Here is a 17,443-nt window from a genome sequence, read left to right as displayed (position 1 = left end):
GCGGCGATGGGCGCGTCGGTTATTCGGCGCGCGCCAATGCCTCTTCAATCAGCTTACGCGTCGGCTCGATGCCATAGAGCGCGATGAAGCTTCCCATACGCGGCCCCTGCTCACTGCCCAGTAAGGTCTGGTACAGCGCCTTGAACCAGTCACGCAGGCTCTCAAAGCCGAGCGTTTCTTGTTTGCCGATCTCGTAAACAATGGTCTGCAAATCTTCTGCGCTGGTTTCTGCGCTTGCATCGGCAAGTCTGCGATCCAGCTCCTGCAGCCCCTGGACTTCACCGCCAACCGGCGCGCGTTTCACCAGATGCGGTGCCACGAAGACTCGGTTGTAGTTGATCGCTTTTTCAATAAGCAGGTCGAGCTCCGGATGAGCAGCAGGTTCAGCATTCTCGATGTAATTGTCGAGATATGACCACACCGCATCCTTGCTCGCTTCCGCGCCGAGCACACCGATCAGGTTCAGCAGCAGACTGAACGGGACGGGAAGGCTGTCGCCAGCACCCGGCGCTTCGGGGCCTTCATGCCGCTCATTCAAGCGCAGCAAGTTCCAAGCTGGGTTGCCAAGTTGCTTGTCGAGCGGCTGCTCGACAATACGCTCACGGAACTGCCAGTAATCGTCGACCGCGCGCGGGATCACGCCCGCATGCAACTGCTTTGCGCTCTTCGGGTTGGGGAAGATGTAGAATGCCAAGCTCTCTTCGGAGCCGTATTCGAGCCATTCTTCAATCGTCAGGCCGTTGCCTTTCGACTTCGAGATCTTCTCGCCTTTTTCGTCAAGGAACAGCTCGTAGATCAGGCCTTCCGGTTTGTTGCCACCGAGCACGCGCGCAATCTTGCCCGATTGCACTCCGCTATCGGTCAGGTCCTTGCCGTACATCTCGTAATCAACGCCCAGCGCAACCCAGCGCATTGCCCAATCGACCTTCCACTGACACTTGGACTGGCCGCCGAGTGCAGATTGCTCGACTACGGTTCCGTCTTCATCGGTGAAGCGGATAGTGCCCGCCTCTGCATCAACGACTTCGATCGGCACCTGAAGGACTGCTCCGGTCGTGGGCGAGACCGGCATGACCGGCGAATAGGTCTTCCGCCGCTCTTCACGCAGGGTCGGCAGCATAATGTCGAGAATGGCGTTGAAGTTGCGCAGCACACCGCGCAGCGCATCATCGAAGGCGCCCGAATTGTACCGGTCGGACGAGCTTACAAACTCGTAGTCGAAGCCGAAACGATCGAGAAACTCGCGCAACATCGCGTTGTTATGCGCGGCGAAGCTGTCGTGCGGTGTGTTGAATGGGTTGGGAATGCGAGAGAGCGGCTTACCGAGATGTTCGGCGAGCATTTCCTGCTGCGGCACATTGTCAGGCACTTTGCGGAGGCCGTCCATGTCGTCAGAGAAGGCGACCAAACGCGTGGGCGCGCCGCCACTCAGCGCTTCATAGGCGCGGCGGACGAGTGTCGTCCGCATCACTTCCTGGAACGTGCCGATATGCGGAAGGCCTGAAGGACCATATCCGGTTTCGAACAGCACCGGTTCACCATTCGGCTTACCGTCGCGCAGGCGCTTGGCGAGACGCTGCGCCTCCTGAAAAGGCCATGCCTTGGATGTCCGAGCGGCGTCGATGAGTGCTTGATCAGTCATATTGTGGGGTCTTTATGGAAGGCGCCCGATGTTGCAAGCGCGAAGGGAACGGAGACAGGGCTTCGGTGACAGAGTTCTCACTCTGTCAGCTGCGTTTTCGTGCCTGTTTGGTCCGTGTGTCCATGTGACGGAGCCTTAATGAGCGGATAGGTCGCTTGTCCAACAGAATCTCGCTCGGTTGGTTCCGCTTTGCAGCACGTCAGGTCTGTTTGAAGACCGAGTGCTCAGGTTCCGAAGAGAGTTCCAACAATCCCTGCGCCAAATCCTGCTGCGAGGTCATGGGCGCTTTCCGTGTCCTCAATGCCCAGTGCGTCACGGTAGTTGGCGTTGCTGCCTTGAACGTTCAGAGCCGTGTCAACAATTGCCGTCGCGACAACCACATCCGCCACGTCCCCAACAACTTCGCCGATATCAACGCGCTTGGCATGGCGCGACTGGTGAGAATAGGCGCCGTCACGACCATCGCGAGAGGCGACTAGCTGCTCCCACGTATCGCTGCGACCATCAGAGCGCGCACTATCGTAAGACCCGCTAACCGCCGAAACGGCCGCATTTCCGCCCAGTCCCATTTTCCCAAATACCTTCAACGTTTCCCTCGCTCTATCCCTGAGCCGATCCATACACCGCAGTGATCTTGCCGCCCTTCACCTCATATTCCGCGTAGGTCGTACCAAGCACTTCACCTTTGGGTCCGAACTCCTCTTGCACGACATAGATGCGTTTGCCGGTCCAACCACTGTCGAGGATCTTGGGGGTTTTGAGATTGGCGTCGAAGACAGCTTTATAAACGCCGCGCAGTTCAGCTTTGCCCACCAACGTCATGTTCTCTGCGGCCACGACGACATTGGGTGAATACATCGCAAGCCAGCCTTCAAAGTCGCGCGCCCGCCACTTGTCGAGCGAGCCTTGTACGACCTTCGCTGCCGCTTGCATTTGCGCATCATTGGCCGACTGCTTTTCTTCGGCGAGCAGTTGTGCGCCGGAAACCGGCACCAATACAGTCGAGGACGCGCATATAGCCGCTAGGATTAGAGTACGCATAGTTGCTCCAGATTCTGCAAAATCGGGTGGAGAATGGCGGGCTTACGTTTACATTTCGTTCCCGCTTGCGCATTTCTTGTCGCGTGACCGCCCCCGTTCCTCTTCCTGCTTTGCACGCCAGCCATGGCGGCAATTGGCTGCGCGCACCGAATGGCGAGACCGGAGCGGTTTCAAAGGGTGACGCGATCATGGCGGCGTCTGACACGCCAGTCCTGATCATCAATGCGCCACTGGTGGCGAACCGGCTGGGCTATCCTGATCTCTCGGGTCTCGATCTGCTGGAACTGTTCGCGTTTGTACACCCTGCCCGCTTTTGCGTTCCGACACCGCGCGGATTGGCACAGGCGCTGGAGATTGACGAGCCAAAGGGCGACGAGGATGTGCCAGAGTTCCTGCAGCGCGCGGCAGGTGCCATGGTTGCTGCATGCGAAGATCCGGAATGGTTCGAACGTGAGGGCGCGTGGAGCACGCTGGAGACCATGCAGCGCCTTCGCTGGCCATGGGCAAATGTGCTCAAGCCGTATGTGAGCAAGCCCGAACGTGCCGAGAAATGGCTGTTCTCTCGTTTGCCCGAGTGGGAAGAGGCCGTGGAGCGCGGAAGCCCAAGGCAAGTCGATCTCTCGCACGCTGATGTCCTTGCACAGCTCGACCATCTGACTGGAGAAGATGCCGAGAAACGCGAAGGACAGCGCACCTATTCAGGCGACGTTGCGCGTATCTTCTCACCCCGGGACAAGCGCGCGATGCCGCATATCGCATTGGCGCAGGCCGGCACCGGTATTGGCAAGACTCTCGGCTACCTCGCTCCGTCTTCATTGTGGGCTAGTGCCAGCGGCGGCACCGTGTGGGTCTCGACCTTCACCAAGAACCTGCAACGCCAATTGCGCAGCGAAAGCCGCCGTGCATGGCCGATCAAGCGGCCTGACGGCACGCCGCCCGTGGTGGTGCGCAAGGGGCGCGAAAACTATCTCTGTCTGCTTAATCTCGAGGACGCCTTGCAAGGTGGGTTTCAAGGGCGACCAGCAATCCTCGCGCAGTTGGTCGCGCGCTGGGCCGCGTTCACGCGCGATGGCGATATGATTGGCGGCGATCTGCCGGGCTGGCTTGGCACGTTGTTTCGCAAACGCGGGATCGCAGCCCTGACCGATCAGCGCGGCGAATGCATCTATGCCGGATGCCCGCACTACCGGAAGTGCTTTATTGAGCGTGCTGCGCGGGACAGCGCGCAGGCCGATCTAGTGATCGCCAACCATGCACTCGTGATGATCAACGCTGCCCGCGGCCGCGACCACGCACAGCGCCCCACCCGCTTGATCTTTGATGAGGGTCATCACGTCTTTGAAGCCGCCGATAGCACCTTTGCGGCGACGCTCTCGGGCCAGGAAACGATCGAATTGCGCCGTTGGATCATTGGTCCCGAACGCAAGAATCGAGGCCGGCGGCGCGGGCTGTCTGCGCGGCTAGCCGATGTCGCCAGCTACGATGATGAAGGCGGCGAAGCAATCGAAGCGGCGTGCGAGGCCGGAGAAGCGCTGCCAAGCGAAGGCTGGCTTCAGCGGCTGGTAGAGAACGAACCATCCGGCCCCATAGAGAAACTGCTCTTCGCGGTGCGCGGGGCGACATATGCGCGCGACGAAAGCGGAGGACAGGAAGCAGGTTACGGCATCGAAATCGAAGCTGCGGGTCTTCCGGGCGAGGTAATCGAGGCAGCGGGCGCCGCCGTCGAGGCCTTGGCCGCCATCCGCACCCCGCTGATCCGGCTGGGCGGAAGACTGGAAGCGATCTTGGCCGACCCGCCCGACTGGCTCGACGGGCAAGGCCGCAACCGCATCGAAGGTGCACGCTTTTCGCTGCAATGGCGAGTTGATCTGCTGGCCGCATGGGAGTCACTGCTCGCAAGGCTCGGCGGACCAGCGGACCCTGAATTCGTCGATTGGCTTGCGGTTGATCGCTCTGACGCGCGCGAATTTGACGTTGCAATCCATCGCCGCTGGCTCGACCCGATGAAGCCGTTTGCCAAAGTCGTTCTCGAACCCGCGCATGGCGTGATGCTGACCAGCGCCACCCTGACTGACCGCATTGGCACAGCTGCGGGCGACCCATGGGAATCGGCCATCGCCCGCTCCGGCGCAGCGCATGTCGAAACGCAACCACTTCTGTCCGCCGCTGACAGCCCGTTCGACTATGCCAGCCGCGCCGAAGTACTGATTGTCACCGATGTGAAGAAAGGCGACCTTCCCGGCCTTGCAGGCGCCTATGCACGGATCATCGAGGCTTCGGATGGCGGCGTGCTGGGACTGTTCACCGCGATCCGCCGCATGCGCGCGGTTCATGGCCGTATTGCTGACCGACTGGCACGCGAGGGCCTGCCGATCTACGCGCAGCACGTCGACCCGATCGACACCGGAACGCTGGTCGATATCTTCCGCGACGATCCACGCGCCAGCTTACTCGGCACCGACGCCTTGCGAGACGGAGTGGATGTGCCCGGACGCTCCTTGCGCTGCGTGGCTCTCGAAGCCGTGCCGTGGCCGCGCCCTGACATCCTGCACAAAGCTCGCCGTGCGGCCTCAGACAGTGGTAGCCTATACGATGATCGCATCATCCGCGCGCGGCTTGCGCAGGCTTTTGGCCGCCTAATCCGCAACAAGGATGATCACGGCCATTTCGTGGTCCTCTCCGCCGCATTCCCCAGCCGATTGCTCAGCGCTTTTCCCGATGGAACTCAGGTTCGCCGCGTGACGCTCGACGAAGCCCTTACCCGCATCAAGGAGGGAATGATCGGCGAAGAACCGCCTTCGCTCGTCGAAACAGGTGGAAACCTCGGCCAAGACATTCCAGATAGCTCCGCATGATCGAAGACTGGCTTTTCCTGATCCGGATTATCAGTGTTGGCAGCGGCCTCACGCTGATCGCAATGGTCGCCGCGAGCGAAGTGCGCTTGTCTGTGCGATTGCCGTTGCTTGGCATGATTGTCGGCGTGATCGGCTATCTGCTCAATTCGGCTCCGCTCATTTACGCTTTCGGACCGCTGAAGCCATGGACCGACTTCATCTCGCTTTCGACACCGTTCTGGATCTGGCTATTCGGGCGCAGATTGTTTGAACGCGAACCAGAACAACGCATGATCCTTGGCGCGGCGGCGTTGATGGTGCTGGGCTGGTTCCTGTCCAACTTTGTGCCTGTTACCGGGCTTACCGGCTTTCTTCTACTGCACTTCGTGGCCCTAGTCTTGATCGTTGACCTCGTTCGCGTCGGCGTGTTCGAGCGCGATGATGATCTCGTGGAGCAGCGACGCATCGTGCGACTTTGGTTGCCGTTGCTGGTCGCCGCTCAAGCAGGTCAAATCCTGACGGTTGAAGTGCTCGAACTGGTATCAGCGCTGGACAGCCGCCACCCCGTTTCCGCGCTCATCAATTCGATCATCATCATGGTGATTATGCTCTTCGCGGCTCTCGCCCTGTTCCGCGCAGACCGCGAATTGCTGCCTGTGATCGGGGAAGAAAAACCCGTATCTCCAGAGGACGAGACCGAAACACTGGACCTCTCACCATCCGAAACTGTGCTGCATGAAAAGTTGACGGCCGCGATGGCGGAGGGTGCCTATCGCGAAACTGGCCTGAGCATTGCGGGCTTGGCCGCGCAGCTTGATACGCCAGAACATCGCCTGCGCGCACTGATCAACCGCCGTTTGGGCCATCGCAATTTCTCGGCGTTCCTCAATCGCCACCGCATTGCCGAAGCGAAACATCAACTTGCGGACCGCGCGCAGGTCGACATTCCCGTGCTGACCATCGCAATGGACCTTGGCTATAACTCCCTTCCCACCTTCAATCGCGCTTTCCGCAGCGAGACCGGCACGACGCCCAGCGATTATCGCCGCAATGCGATTGGCGACGCTGCTACCGAGGGCGAAACCGGAAATTGACACTGGTCAAAAATGAAAAAGGCCGTGCGATTTCAGAATTGCTCGGTATTTTCCGGCACTGAGGAGCCATCAGCGCAACCGTCTGACACAAACAGCCTCACACAGCACAGGAGACAGCCGTGATGAGTGCCCCGGAAGCAGGAATGACCGCAGCGCAAGCCTTTGAACGGGTGGGCGCGCATTTTATGAACGTCATCTATTTCGATGGCGGACGGTATGTGATCGCGGCAGGCGTGCTGACGCTGTTCTTACTGGTGTTCAGCACTTGGGCGGAAAACCGCCGTATCCAGCGAAAGCGCCGTGCGAATGCAAAAGACTATCAGCGCGAAGTGCTGTCATCCGGACGCACCATTCTGGTCTTCGCGGTTACAACGTTGGCCACTCTGATCGGCCGCGAGATGGGCTTTATCAAGCTGCGGCTGGAAGATCCTGCGACACTCACAATCCTGTGGCAGTTCGCGTTGATGGTACTGGTGCATGATGCCTATTTCTACTGGCTCCACCGCGCCATGCATACCAAGCGTCTGTTCAATCTGACGCATATGCATCACCATAAATCGCGCACGCCGACGCCATGGACCGCTTATAGCTTTGCCAGCACCGAGGCATTCCTTGAGGCAGCATACGTCCCGCTGTTCCTGTTGATTACCAGTCAGCTAGGGATCTCCTACGCTGGATATGCGGTGCTGTTCTTCCTGTGGCACCAAATCATCCGCAACGTGATGGCGCATGCCGGCAGCGAGCTTTTTCCTGCCGGATGGGTCGATAATCCGCTTACCAGCTGGATCAGTACGACCACTCACCACGATCTGCACCACAGCTCAGGCCACAATTATGGCTTCTACTTCACCTTCTGGGACAAGTGGATGGGCACCGAGCACCCGCGCTACAAAGAAGAGTTCCGCAAGAATGCGAAGCCGTTGGTGATCCTGCCAGAGCGTTGGGCTGAACGGATTTCGGTGATCACCATGATGCTCTTCGCAGGATCGGTGACCCTCTTCAGCATCATGCCAGCCGGCGTCTGAAGCTCACACTTCGGAAAGTTTTGACCAATCCCCAAGGCCTGTCACGTTCCTCCGACAGGCCAAGCGGCAGCCGATTGGCACTTTGCCCCGAACAAAGTGCGCGCGGCTGCCGCAATTGCTTTACACGCATGCTCACGCGTGCTGATAGAGAGCCCAGCGTGGACGTCCGCGCGGTGGGATCAATCTTGGGAGAAAGCACGGGTCATGAAGATCCTCGGACTATTGCGGCATGCCAAGTCCGAATGGGATGATTCCGTCGCGCGCGATTTTGACCGCCCCATCAACAAGCGCGGCAAACTTGGCTCTGTCTTGATGGGTGAGCACATCCGTGAGCATGGCATCGAATGGGGCGCAGTGATCGCCAGCCCCGCGGTCCGTGTAAAAGAGACTCTCGATATGGGTCTGCCCGAAATCGAGCCAATCTATGACCAGCGGCTTTATCTGGCGAGTGTCGAGACCATCATCGAAGCTGTGCAAGAGCATGGCAGCGATCACGACGCGGTGATGATCTCCGGCCACAATCCGGGCCTACAAGAGGTTCTGCTGGAACTGATCTCGCCATCGAAGGAGAACGAGCTCTTCCGCGAGGCGGTGGTGAAATTTCCGACCGCGACCTACGCCGTGATCGAGTGCGCGGTTGATGATTGGGCGGACCTGAAGAAGTTTACCGGCGAGCTGGTCCACATGGCTCGTCCGCGTGATCTTGACCCTGATCTGGGTCCGAAAGACTAATCAGCCAAAATCTGCCGCGGTCCTGATCCCGCCTTACCCAGGCGATCTTCTGGATTGTATATCGCGCAGTGCTCGAGGCTGAGGCACCCGCATCCGATACACCCATCCAAACGGTCTCTTGTGCGATCCAGCTGAGCGATTTTCCCGTCGATTGTGTCACGGATTGAACGGCTTATCGCCTGCCAGTCGCGCGCCGTTGGCGTGCGGCCATGCGGCAGTTTCGCCATTTCAGTCTCGATCTCGCCAAGGCTTAGGCCCAACTGCTGCGCGATCAGGATGAAGCTAACCCGCCGGATATCCGAGCGCAGGAAACGGCGCTGATTGCCGCTAGTGCGAACGGGTTCGACCAGACCTTTCTCCTCGTAAAAGCGGATTGCGGAGACAGATAGTCCCGTGCGACGGGCCATCTCTCCGATGGGTATGAGGTCGGTGCTTCGGATTGGTTTGGCCATGTTGTGAGGCTAGCGCAGAAAACTCTTGATCTCAAGTTAGGTTGAGGTTGCATGATGATCGCACACGGTGATTCGAACACTTCAAATCACCACCCAGAAACAAATGGAGTGTAGCCAATGCCCAAAGGACATATCGAACACACAAACCTATCCGTCACAGACCCTCAGCGCAGCGCGGACCTTTTCCAGAAAATGCTTGGGTGGGAGGAACGCTGGCGCGGGGAATCGCAGTTAGGCGGTCGGACGATCCATGTCGGCGATCCGGCCAATGGCGACACCTATCTGGCGCTCTACACCGGCGATCATGTGAAGGGCGAGTATTCCAAGGGCCAGCCGCTAAACCATGTAGGCTTCGTCGTTGACGATCTCGCAGCGGCAGAAAAGGTGGTCGCAAACGCAGGCCTAAAGCCCTTCGGCCACGATGATTACGAACCGGGAAGACGATTCTACTTCTTTGATTGGGACGGGATCGAGTTTGAGGTGGTTAGCTATGAATAAGCGTGCAGTTGCGCGGCTTACTCGTAGATAACTGTCAGATCGAATGTTCCGGTGTATGTTCCAGGGGTCTGGTTGGCCGGAACATTCAGTCTGCCGCCAAGTCCGATTTCCATCGAACCCGAATTGGGAATGCGGTAGCGGCGGGGCAGCGAGCGCTGACCTCTGTTATTGCGGCTAACACGCAGGCGATCGACCGTCATCGGCGTGCCTGGGCCCGTTAGGGTGATCGAGTTGCTGGAGGTTGATAGAATCACAAATCGCCGCGATTCCCCGGTTACATCGAACAAAGCACGGCTAAAGCCGGTCGTGCCCAACACAGAAGTGTTGGCATTGTGCGTACGATTGCCATTGCGTGCGTTGATGCGGACCCGGCCGATACCAGTTGAATGTGCCACGATCTGGCCAAAATCCAGATCAGTCGTCTTGGTAACGGTGACAGGCTCAACAACCTCTGCCTGAGAGGATCCTTGCTGTGTATCGGTATCGGCATGCGCAGGGGCAGCGATGGCAAAGATTGCCATCATATTCAGCGCCAGCGCGGCCTTACGAAAGGTCGTGTAAGTATCCATGACACGACTAACTAACTGGCAAGCGCTCTGATTTGCCTAACAGGTATGGTTAGCCAGAGTTTACGATTTCGGCGCCAATCAAGCATCCAAGCTGCGGTCGCCACTCGGCCATTGCAGATACGGGCCTAGCCGCTGGTTCTGCTTCTTAGAATGGGACAGGGTTGGATTGAACTCGCTTGCGGTGCCTAAAGCAAGCTTTTCTGGCTCGCTGTGCCTCGTGTCCAGCTTTCATCGGTCTGGTTAATGTCGATCTCGCCGCTCCACGGTTTGCACAATTGCTTGGCTATTTCAGGGGATTCCGAGACCCAGCACCGATAGTCCTGAGGTCTCAGCAAAACCGGCATCCGGCTATGCACATTCTCGGCGGCGCTGCCGACGCTGTCCGTCATCACCATGGAATAGCACAGCCCAAACTCGTCACTTTCACGCCAAACACCTGCGCAAGCGAACAACTCGTTTTCGGGCAGAGAGAGCCAAGTGCGGGTTTTGCTACCCTTCGGTCCCTGCGCTTCGGCCCAAGCACTAACTGGGATAAGGCAGCGGCGCTCCTCGAATGAATAGCGCCAAAAGAAGCTATCCAGTTTATCCGTGCGCGCATTGTTGACAGGCTTGGGCTTAAGCGGCTGACCGCTCTTGCCCTTCATCACCAAAGGGAATCCCCAAGTCATTTGCTTGAGTTCGCCGTCTGCAATGACAAGCCCCGGATAGCCGGGATAGACTTCAGCACCAAAATTCGCCCCGCCGAGCGCATCCACAGTCTCAAACCACTTCGCAACTTCGTCCTTGTTCTTGGTCATGCGGTAGAGGTTGCACATCAGGCGTTCCCGACCGTGAAGCACGCAAGCGCCATCAGCACACCAGCGGTGCGGTTGGAACGGAAGCGTTCGAGCGGATTGTCAGGGTCATCGGCATCAAGTGTCGCGACCTGCCACAAGAGGTGCAGCGCCACCGGCACCAAAGCCACCAGTGCAAGCGCGTCATCGCGATATAGCCAGAATGCGAGGCCCCAGAGACCGATTGTAGCTGTGTAGAATGCGGTCACGCCGCTCTTCACTTTGCCGCCCAAACGCAGCGCAGAGGATTTCACTCCCACCAACACGTCATCTTCGCGGTCTTGCAGTGCATAGATCGTGTCGTAGCCAATGGTCCAAGCGATGCACCCAGTATAAAGGCACGCCAGAGCTAGCAGGTTGTCGTCGCGCAGCTGCACCCATCCAACCAGCGCACCCCAATTGAACACCACGCCTAGCCACGCCTGAGGCCACCATGTGATCCGCTTCATAAAGGGATAGGCCGCAACCAGCGCAAGACTGCCGAGCGCTACAAGCTGCGCCTGCCAGCGCAATTGCAGCAGAACGATCAGCCCGATCAGGCACAGGAATGTAAGCCAGCCCCATGCGAGCTTTTTGGAAATTCGCCCGCTCGCCACGGGACGCGTAGCAGTGCGCGCGACTTGCGCGTCTAAGTCCGCATCGACGATGTCGTTGTAGACACAACCAGCTCCGCGCATCGCTATGCTGCCCAACAGCAACCAACCGAGCAGTGCCCACTGAAATCCAGCCCCCGTCAGCCAAACGCCGAACACACAAGGCCAGAACAGCAGCCACCAGCCGATGGGCCGGTCAAACCGCGCGAGTTGCGCCAAATCACGGGGCAGCTGTGGCAACCGCGCGACCAAGCCACGGTGCTGCGTATCAGGGACGATATCGCCCTTGGTATTTTGGGTCATAGGCTGCGAATCCCGCTGCGGTCCTGCTCGTCCAGGCTTGCTACCCTCCAACCGACGACGCACGCGATAAGCATGATCAGGTTGCCTGCAAAATCGAGCATTCCAATCGAGGTGAGTACCGGCACTTCATAATGAAAATACCAGTTGAAAATGAAGAACGGGATCAGGACTATGCCGAAGACGGAAAACGCCTTTGCGTGCCATTTCACAACCAGGGCCATAGTCCCGAACATGACTGCCTGCGCACCGAAACACGCCATTGTAAATCGCATTATGAAACTGGTGTCGCGATAGGCTTCCGTCAGTGCCACCTCTATCACATGGGAAGGTGCAAAAAGCGCCCAACCGCCGAGCGCCAGGAACACGAGGGCAATAATCGATTGGCAGATACGAGCGGTCATGACTTGCACCCTAGCGATGACCGGGCTTAGGGAGCAAGCCATGCCCGCAACACCCGCCTGGCCACCGAAATCCGCACCGCGCTTGTTCGTTCGCGACACGCTGGAGAGCGACGCCACCATTTCTGTGGGCGCGGGCCAAGCCCATTACTTGGGCAAAGTGATGCGGGTGGGCGAAGGTGACACAATCATTGTTTGTGACAATGCGACTGGGGAATGGGCCGCGACGGTCAAGCATGTCGAGAAGCGGCGAATTGGCCTCAAGATCGTTGAGCAGCTGCGTCCGCGCGAAGAGGTGCCTGACCTTTGGCTCTGCCCCGCGCTACTCAAAAAAGATCGCTTTGATCAGGTACTCGAGAAAGCAACCGAGCTGGGCGCAGCGCGTATTCAGCCGGTAATCACGCGCCGATGTGTCGCGGACAAACTAAACCTAGACCGCGCACTCTCCATTACCACTGAGGCGGCCGAGCAATGTGCCCGCACTGCGCTGCCCGAGATACGCGAACCGGTTAAACTTCACGCACTGCTGAAAGATTGGCCCAGCGACCGCAAAATCTTTTTCGCTGACGAGGAAGGTGGCGAACCGGCGGCGACTGTGTTCGCAAATCACGGCGCACCAGCCGCAATCCTGATCGGTCCGGAAGGCGGCTTTGACGATGCTGAAAGGGCTGCGATCCGTGCGCATCCCAGAGCCCGCCCAATCACTCTCGGCCCTCGCATTCTACGCGGTGAGACTGCCGCGATCGCCGCGCTGTCTGTCTGGATGGCACAGGCAGGCGATTGGTCGGGCCAACAATAACTTCGTCGATCAAAACGCAATTTGCCCTTCCCACACCCAAATCCGTTTTCTAGGGCAACTGGCATGAGAGGACGGGTGGATCCATGAGCACACGCGAAGCATCAAATGGTGATGAACCCGTAATCGAGGGGATTGCCGATCTCATCGCACCAATGAAAGGTGGCGAGAAACCCAAGGATGAATGGCGCATCGGCACCGAGCACGAGAAGTTCGTCTACAAGCGCGATGACCGGCGTGCGCCCTCCTATGACGAGCCCTGCGGCATCCGCGACATCCTGTCCGAACTTCAGGAGTATGGTTGGAAGCCTGTCGAGGAAAACGGGAACGTTATCGCGCTGAAAGGCGAAGATGGCGCGGTTAGTCTTGAACCGGCGGGTCAGCTTGAATTGTCAGGCGCGCCGCTCGAAAACCTGCACGAAACGTGCAACGAAACCGGTCGTCACCTCGCGCAGGTCAAAGAGATCGGCGAGCGTTGCGGAGTGAGCTATCTCGGCCTTGGGATGTGGCCGGATAAGACCCGCGAAGAGCTGCCCGTTATGCCGAAGGGCCGCTATGAAATTATGATGCGGCACATGCCCAAGGTCGGCAATCTCGGCCTCGATATGATGCTGCGCACCTGCACCATTCAGGTCAATCTCGACTATTCGAGCGAAGCGGACATGGTGCAGAAATTTCGCGTCGGCCTCGCGCTGCAACCGCTGGCGACCGCACTCTTCGCGAACTCGCCTTTCAAAGAGGGTAAGCCCAACGGCTACCTCTCCTATCGCAGCCACATCTGGTCGGACACCGATCCGCACCGCACCGGCATGCTGCCCTTCGTGTTCGAAGACGGCTTCGGCTACGAACGCTGGGCAGACTACATGCTCGACGTGCCGATGTATTTCGTCTTCCGCGACGGCAAATATATCGACGCGGCGGGGCTCTCCTTCCGCGATTTTATGGACGGCAAGCTGTCGGTCCTTCCCGGCGAACGTCCGACGGCGAGCGATTGGTGGGATCACCTCTCGACCGCCTTCCCCGAAGTACGCCTCAAAAGCTTCCTTGAGATGCGCGGTGCGGATGGCGGGGCGTGGAGCCGCATCTGCGCTCTACCCGCCCTTTGGGTGGGCCTACTCTACGATCAAGGCGCACTCGATGCGGCATGGGATTTGGTCAAGGGCTGGTCGATGGAAGAGCGCGAGCAGCTGCGCAACGATGCGCCCAAGCTCGGGCTGCAAGCGCCGATCCCCGGCGGCAGGACCATGCAGGATCTTGGTCGCGAGGTGCTGGCCATCGCCCATCGCGGACTCGCCGCGCGCGGGAAGTTGAACGCCAGCGGCGACAATGAGACTGGCTATTTGGAAACGCTCGACGAAATTGTCACGAGTGGGAAAGTCCCGGCTCAACGCCTGTTAGACGCCTATTACGGCGAGTGGGGCGAAGACGTTTCGAAGGTGTACAAATACTCATTCTGAGGGAGATGATGCGATGTTGATGGTGCTGGGCGAAGCCAAATTGGGTGATGGAGCACTGGAGGCAGGGCACGCTGCACTCTCTGCTATGATACAAGCCTCCCGCGCAGAGGAGGGCTGCATCGACTATACCTATTCAGTTGATATCCTTGATCCGTCCCGGCTCATGATAACCGAGAAGTGGGTCGATAATGATGCGCTGGCCTATCACTTCAGCACATCGCATATGGCAGCTTTTCAGAAAGCTATCAGCGAACTTGATGTCACCATCACCCAAGTGCTGAAGTATCAGGCGGATGATGGCGCTCCACTGATGTGAGCCTCTGTCGGCAGAAGAGTATCGTGACAGTCGCCGTTTGTATCGGTTTGTCGCAGATGACCATTTCTGACGCTACGTTCATCTAACGGTAAAGCCATTGCTGCCTCTGTCCTCTTGTTCGCAACGACGGAGGACCTGCGACATGAAATCAATGATGCGCGCGAGTACAGGATCGCGCTGCCTCGCAATGGCTATGCTCTTCTCGCTGGCCGCTTGTGGCGAGGGCGACACTGCCACCAACAACACCGTATCAGTCACTCCCACACCTACCCCCACGCCTACACCGGCCGATCCAGCAACAGCGGCAAATGCGGTGGTTCAACAGTTTCTCAATCTCGATATGGCTGCGCTGGAGAACTACGCTAACCCCACCCTTCCCGACTATTTCGACGACACCGTCAACGATATCGACAACACCCCAGCGGGCGATCCGGTCAATGATGCGATCGCAACGCTGGGCCGAGTCTTGTTTTACGATGTATCGCTGAGCGTAAACGACACGACATCTTGCGCGACATGCCATCAACAATCGCTCGGCTTTGACGATGATGAACAGCTTTCCACCGGGTTCGCCGGTGGGCAGACAAGCGCGCACGCGATGAGACTGGCCAATATCCGCTTCTACGAACCCGGAGAAATGTTCTGGGATCGACGGGCACAGACGGTAGAGGAACAGTCCATTCAGCCAATCTTGGATGCAAATGAAATGGGCTGGAACGACAATGGCGGCCTCGCCGCTTTGATCGCGAAAATGGAGCAGCTCGAATACTATCCCGCCCTATTTGAGTTTGTTTTTGGTGATTCCGCGATAACGGAAAACCGAATGCAGCGCGCTTTCTCGCACTTTCAACGCGCTATGATCTCATCTGACAGCCGCTGGGATCAGGCATACGCAATGGTATTCGCGCCCGGCGCACCCGGCCGTGCACTCAACCAGGCGCTGCCCGGTTTTAGTGCGAGCGAGCAACGAGGACGTGAGTTGTTCATGACAGGGCCAAACAATGGCGGCGCTGGCTGCGCTGCTTGCCATGTGCCGCCAACCTATGCGCTTGCAGCCAACAGCCGTTCCAACGGCCTCGACGCTGGTGAAACGACTTTGTTTAAGTCGCCTTCTCTCAAGAGTGTCGATCGTTCCGGGTTCTTTATGCATGACGGCCGCTTCACGACGCTGCGGCAGGTCGTCGACCACTACAGCGACGGGGTCCAGAACGGTCCCGCGCTGGACAACCGCCTACGGCAAGGCAATCAGCCCCGCCGCCTCAATCTAAGCGAGAATGACCGCGAGGCGCTTGTCGATTTCATGCGAACTCTAACGGATGAAACGCTCAACAATGACGCGCGTTTCACCGATCCCTTTATCCGCTGAGCCTGTTACTCGGCGGGCTCCTGAGTCGGGTGCGGACCTGCCCCCACCGCACCCGACCCTTTTTGCGTCGAGCCTCGGCTGAAGATCTTCCGATTGAGTCTTGCCAAAGGTGCGGTGATCAGCCCGTTTTCTTCCATCCAGTCGTAATACTCGCGGTATTTCGGATCTTCGGCCAGCAGATGCGCCTCTTCCGTGCGTGCGCGCCAGTAATAGATGCCGTTGACCAGCAGCAGGAAGAACGTGTTGCGGATTGCGTCCATCGGTGTTCCGCTGGTGACGAGGAACGGCATGACCGAGCACCACCAGAACAAGTTCTTGGACAGGTACGCCGGGTGGCGGGTGTAGCGATATGGACCATTGGTCAGTACCCCGCGATAAGTCAGGTTTGAAAAGCGGATGCCAAACACCACAGTCGCCCAGGCGTAAATCGCGGTAAGGAAGACGAGCCAGCCGGCCCAAACCCACAGCAGCGTTTCGTTTCCGGCGAGCCAGTGCCCCCAGCCAGCGACATTGCTTTCGTAGCTGAGAACCTGAGAATTGTTGCCGATGATGCCCCAAACGAAAGGCGGGTAACAAACTAGCGCAGCGAGCCAGCCACCCAAGAACGGATTGCCGGACCGGATATGCGCATCCAGCGGCCGCAGCGTGAACAGGTAGCCTACGGTCCCGATCTGCACGTCAACGACGAACAGAAAGGTGATCACGATCATCCCGAACGCGACCGGGTTGTCGAGCAGCGCCACAGGATCGGCTTCTACAATTTCGGCAAATCCTGGGGGCAGGATCGAAATCATGAAGGCGCCGAAGAAGCCTTTGATGATCCATGCACGCCAGTGCTTCTTGATAGGTTCGGCGTCCCAATCACTGCGGCCCGTTACCATGGCGCCAAAGTGCCATGTCGCATCCTTCGGTTCGATCATCACCCGATCGAGCCAGACAACGTAAGGAACCGAAAGCGTCATCAGGGGCACCAAAGCTGTTGCAAGCACCTGCATGGCGAAGAGATACTGGCCATCCCAATACCACCGACACATCGCATAGAGAGCGGCTAGCGCCGCCCAAGTCGCCCAAAGACCGGCGATCTTGATCGAGGAAATGGACAGCACATCGCCAATAGGGCGCTTCAGTTGCCAATCGATTCCTGTCGAAGGTCGCAGATGCACCTTGTCGACCAGCACGGACCAGATTGCCATCGGAGTGGCGGTGAACAGCATGGCAGCCAAAGCAGCGTAAGGGCCAGAAAGCACGCCGCGCTCCGCGCCAAGCTCTCCTGAAAACCCAAAAAAGTCAGCGAATTGCGGGTAGTTCCGGCAGAACAGAACCCAGGCGATCAGGCCAAGCAGGCCCGCAAATCCAACGCCAGACGACACATCGCTTTTAGGCGGTGCGCTTTTGGCTGCTGCCTTGATTGATTTGGTCGCGTCCATAACCCAGTTCGCCTAGCGGAAAAGGGTTAAGGACGCGCATACGCCCTGCGCGTGGTCCCATCTGGGC

Annotated in this window: 18 protein-coding genes; 9 read left to right on the top strand and 9 right to left on the bottom strand. The window is 58.5% G+C overall.

The genetic code is table 11. From position 1 onward, the window contains the following. Positions 1-19: 19 nt before the first annotated feature. From AC0V6K_RS11950 to AC0V6K_RS11940, 3 genes are all read right to left on the bottom strand, one after another. On the bottom strand, positions 20-1,642 hold the full coding sequence (locus AC0V6K_RS11950) for a lysine--tRNA ligase (protein ID WP_472622527.1): 1,623 nt from the start codon (positions 1,640-1,642) through the stop codon (positions 20-22). Between the two features lie 224 nt (positions 1,643-1,866). Then, a complete protein-coding gene (locus AC0V6K_RS11945; RefSeq protein WP_486172646.1) occupies positions 1,867-2,211 on the bottom strand; it encodes a hypothetical protein in 345 nt (114 codons plus the stop codon). A 31-nt stretch (positions 2,212-2,242) separates the two neighbouring features. Beyond that, entirely contained in the window at positions 2,243-2,683 is a 441-nt protein-coding gene (locus AC0V6K_RS11940; protein ID WP_472622523.1) for a nuclear transport factor 2 family protein, read from the bottom strand. Between the two features lie 83 nt (positions 2,684-2,766). Between AC0V6K_RS11940 and AC0V6K_RS11935 the strand changes: the two genes are divergently transcribed. The 4 genes from AC0V6K_RS11935 (at position 2,767) to AC0V6K_RS11920 (ending at position 8,368) form a co-directional block, all read left to right on the top strand. Further along, entirely contained in the window at positions 2,767-5,538 is a 2,772-nt protein-coding gene (locus AC0V6K_RS11935) for an ATP-dependent DNA helicase (protein WP_472622521.1), read from the top strand. Beyond that, positions 5,535-6,611 carry an AraC family transcriptional regulator gene (locus tag AC0V6K_RS11930; protein ID WP_472622519.1) on the top strand — a complete coding sequence of 359 codons (1,077 nt, stop codon included), beginning with the start codon at positions 5,535-5,537 and terminating at the stop codon, positions 6,609-6,611. Before AC0V6K_RS11935 ends, AC0V6K_RS11930 begins: the two co-directional genes overlap by 4 nt. A gap of 122 nt (positions 6,612-6,733) precedes the next feature. Continuing rightward, entirely contained in the window at positions 6,734-7,636 is a 903-nt protein-coding gene (locus AC0V6K_RS11925; RefSeq protein WP_472622517.1) for a sterol desaturase family protein, read from the top strand. Between the two features lie 204 nt (positions 7,637-7,840). Continuing rightward, positions 7,841-8,368, top strand: a complete 528-nt coding sequence (locus AC0V6K_RS11920; RefSeq protein ID WP_472622515.1) for a SixA phosphatase family protein — start codon at positions 7,841-7,843, stop codon at positions 8,366-8,368. Here AC0V6K_RS11920 and soxR read toward each other — a convergent pair. Continuing rightward, positions 8,365-8,820 carry a redox-sensitive transcriptional activator SoxR gene (gene soxR / locus AC0V6K_RS11915; RefSeq protein ID WP_472622513.1) on the bottom strand — a complete coding sequence of 152 codons (456 nt, stop codon included), beginning with the start codon at positions 8,818-8,820 and terminating at the stop codon, positions 8,365-8,367. The two genes, AC0V6K_RS11920 and soxR, sit on opposite strands and share 4 nt — an antisense overlap. 117 nt (positions 8,821-8,937) lie before the next feature. Between soxR and AC0V6K_RS11910 the strand changes: the two genes are divergently transcribed. Next, positions 8,938-9,318, top strand: coding sequence for a VOC family protein (locus tag AC0V6K_RS11910; RefSeq protein WP_472622511.1), 381 nt, complete (start codon positions 8,938-8,940; stop codon positions 9,316-9,318). 17 nt (positions 9,319-9,335) lie between these two features. On the opposite strand, the gene AC0V6K_RS11905 is transcribed toward AC0V6K_RS11910, so the two are convergent. The 4 genes from AC0V6K_RS11905 to AC0V6K_RS11890 form a co-directional block, all read right to left on the bottom strand. Further along, a complete protein-coding gene (locus AC0V6K_RS11905) occupies positions 9,336-9,887 on the bottom strand; it encodes a DUF4402 domain-containing protein (protein WP_472622509.1) in 552 nt (183 codons plus the stop codon). Positions 9,888-10,072: 185 nt separating this feature from the next. Beyond that, positions 10,073-10,702: an SOS response-associated peptidase gene (locus AC0V6K_RS11900; RefSeq protein ID WP_472622507.1), complete on the bottom strand. Its 630-nt coding sequence runs from the start codon at positions 10,700-10,702 to the stop codon at positions 10,073-10,075. Next, positions 10,702-11,616: a 4-hydroxybenzoate octaprenyltransferase gene (gene ubiA / locus AC0V6K_RS11895; protein ID WP_472622505.1), complete on the bottom strand. Its 915-nt coding sequence runs from the start codon at positions 11,614-11,616 to the stop codon at positions 10,702-10,704. The genes AC0V6K_RS11900 and ubiA overlap by 1 nt, the downstream gene beginning before the upstream one ends. Beyond that, positions 11,613-12,017: a hypothetical protein gene (locus AC0V6K_RS11890; protein WP_472622503.1), complete on the bottom strand. Its 405-nt coding sequence runs from the start codon at positions 12,015-12,017 to the stop codon at positions 11,613-11,615. The genes ubiA and AC0V6K_RS11890 overlap by 4 nt, the downstream gene beginning before the upstream one ends. A 40-nt stretch (positions 12,018-12,057) precedes the next feature. Here AC0V6K_RS11890 and AC0V6K_RS11885 point away from each other — a divergent pair, with 40 nt between their 5' ends. The 4 genes from AC0V6K_RS11885 (at position 12,058) to AC0V6K_RS11870 (ending at position 15,949) form a co-directional block, all read left to right on the top strand. Next, a complete protein-coding gene (locus AC0V6K_RS11885; protein ID WP_472622501.1) occupies positions 12,058-12,813 on the top strand; it encodes a 16S rRNA (uracil(1498)-N(3))-methyltransferase in 756 nt (251 codons plus the stop codon). A gap of 83 nt (positions 12,814-12,896) precedes the next feature. Further along, a complete protein-coding gene (locus AC0V6K_RS11880) occupies positions 12,897-14,267 on the top strand; it encodes a glutamate--cysteine ligase (protein WP_472622499.1) in 1,371 nt (456 codons plus the stop codon). Between the two features lie 13 nt (positions 14,268-14,280). Further along, positions 14,281-14,583, top strand: a complete 303-nt coding sequence (locus AC0V6K_RS11875; protein ID WP_472622497.1) for a putative quinol monooxygenase — start codon at positions 14,281-14,283, stop codon at positions 14,581-14,583. A 187-nt stretch (positions 14,584-14,770) separates the two neighbouring features. Beyond that, positions 14,771-15,949, top strand: a complete 1,179-nt coding sequence (locus AC0V6K_RS11870) for a cytochrome-c peroxidase (protein ID WP_472622495.1) — start codon at positions 14,771-14,773, stop codon at positions 15,947-15,949. Positions 15,950-15,954: 5 nt separating this feature from the next. On the opposite strand, the gene AC0V6K_RS11865 is transcribed toward AC0V6K_RS11870, so the two are convergent. Then, positions 15,955-17,376 carry a methyltransferase family protein gene (locus AC0V6K_RS11865; RefSeq protein WP_472622493.1) on the bottom strand — a complete coding sequence of 474 codons (1,422 nt, stop codon included), beginning with the start codon at positions 17,374-17,376 and terminating at the stop codon, positions 15,955-15,957. Between the last annotated feature and the right edge of the window lie 67 nt (positions 17,377-17,443).

This window comes from Erythrobacter sp. S43 (assembly GCF_057364955.1).
This window is presented reverse-complemented; position numbering and strand designations above follow the sequence as displayed.

Bases quoted from the DNA above. Each gene is read 5' to 3' on its own strand.
- AC0V6K_RS11890 (WP_472622503.1), bottom strand. From the start codon at position 12,017: ATGACCGCTCGTATCTGCCAATCGATTATTGCCCTCGTGTTCCTGGCG.
- AC0V6K_RS11875 (WP_472622497.1), top strand. From the start codon at position 14,281: ATGTTGATGGTGCTGGGCGAAGCCAAATTGGGTGATGGAGCACTGGAG.
- AC0V6K_RS11920 (WP_472622515.1), top strand. From the start codon at position 7,841: ATGAAGATCCTCGGACTATTGCGGCATGCCAAGTCCGAATGGGATGAT.
- AC0V6K_RS11885 (WP_472622501.1), top strand. From the start codon at position 12,058: ATGCCCGCAACACCCGCCTGGCCACCGAAATCCGCACCGCGCTTGTTC.
- AC0V6K_RS11880 (WP_472622499.1), top strand. From the start codon at position 12,897: ATGAGCACACGCGAAGCATCAAATGGTGATGAACCCGTAATCGAGGGG.
- AC0V6K_RS11925 (WP_472622517.1), top strand. From the start codon at position 6,734: ATGAGTGCCCCGGAAGCAGGAATGACCGCAGCGCAAGCCTTTGAACGG.
- AC0V6K_RS11940 (WP_472622523.1), bottom strand. From the start codon at position 2,683: ATGCGTACTCTAATCCTAGCGGCTATATGCGCGTCCTCGACTGTATTG.
- AC0V6K_RS11900 (WP_472622507.1), bottom strand. From the start codon at position 10,702: ATGTGCAACCTCTACCGCATGACCAAGAACAAGGACGAAGTTGCGAAG.
- AC0V6K_RS11950 (WP_472622527.1), bottom strand. From the start codon at position 1,642: ATGACTGATCAAGCACTCATCGACGCCGCTCGGACATCCAAGGCATGG.
- AC0V6K_RS11870 (WP_472622495.1), top strand. From the start codon at position 14,771: ATGGCTATGCTCTTCTCGCTGGCCGCTTGTGGCGAGGGCGACACTGCC.
- ubiA (WP_472622505.1), bottom strand. From the start codon at position 11,616: ATGACCCAAAATACCAAGGGCGATATCGTCCCTGATACGCAGCACCGT.
- AC0V6K_RS11910 (WP_472622511.1), top strand. From the start codon at position 8,938: ATGCCCAAAGGACATATCGAACACACAAACCTATCCGTCACAGACCCT.
- AC0V6K_RS11930 (WP_472622519.1), top strand. From the start codon at position 5,535: ATGATCGAAGACTGGCTTTTCCTGATCCGGATTATCAGTGTTGGCAGC.
- AC0V6K_RS11865 (WP_472622493.1), bottom strand. From the start codon at position 17,376: ATGGACGCGACCAAATCAATCAAGGCAGCAGCCAAAAGCGCACCGCCT.
- AC0V6K_RS11905 (WP_472622509.1), bottom strand. From the start codon at position 9,887: ATGGATACTTACACGACCTTTCGTAAGGCCGCGCTGGCGCTGAATATG.
- AC0V6K_RS11945 (WP_486172646.1), bottom strand. From the start codon at position 2,211: ATGGGACTGGGCGGAAATGCGGCCGTTTCGGCGGTTAGCGGGTCTTAC.
- soxR (WP_472622513.1), bottom strand. From the start codon at position 8,820: ATGGCCAAACCAATCCGAAGCACCGACCTCATACCCATCGGAGAGATG.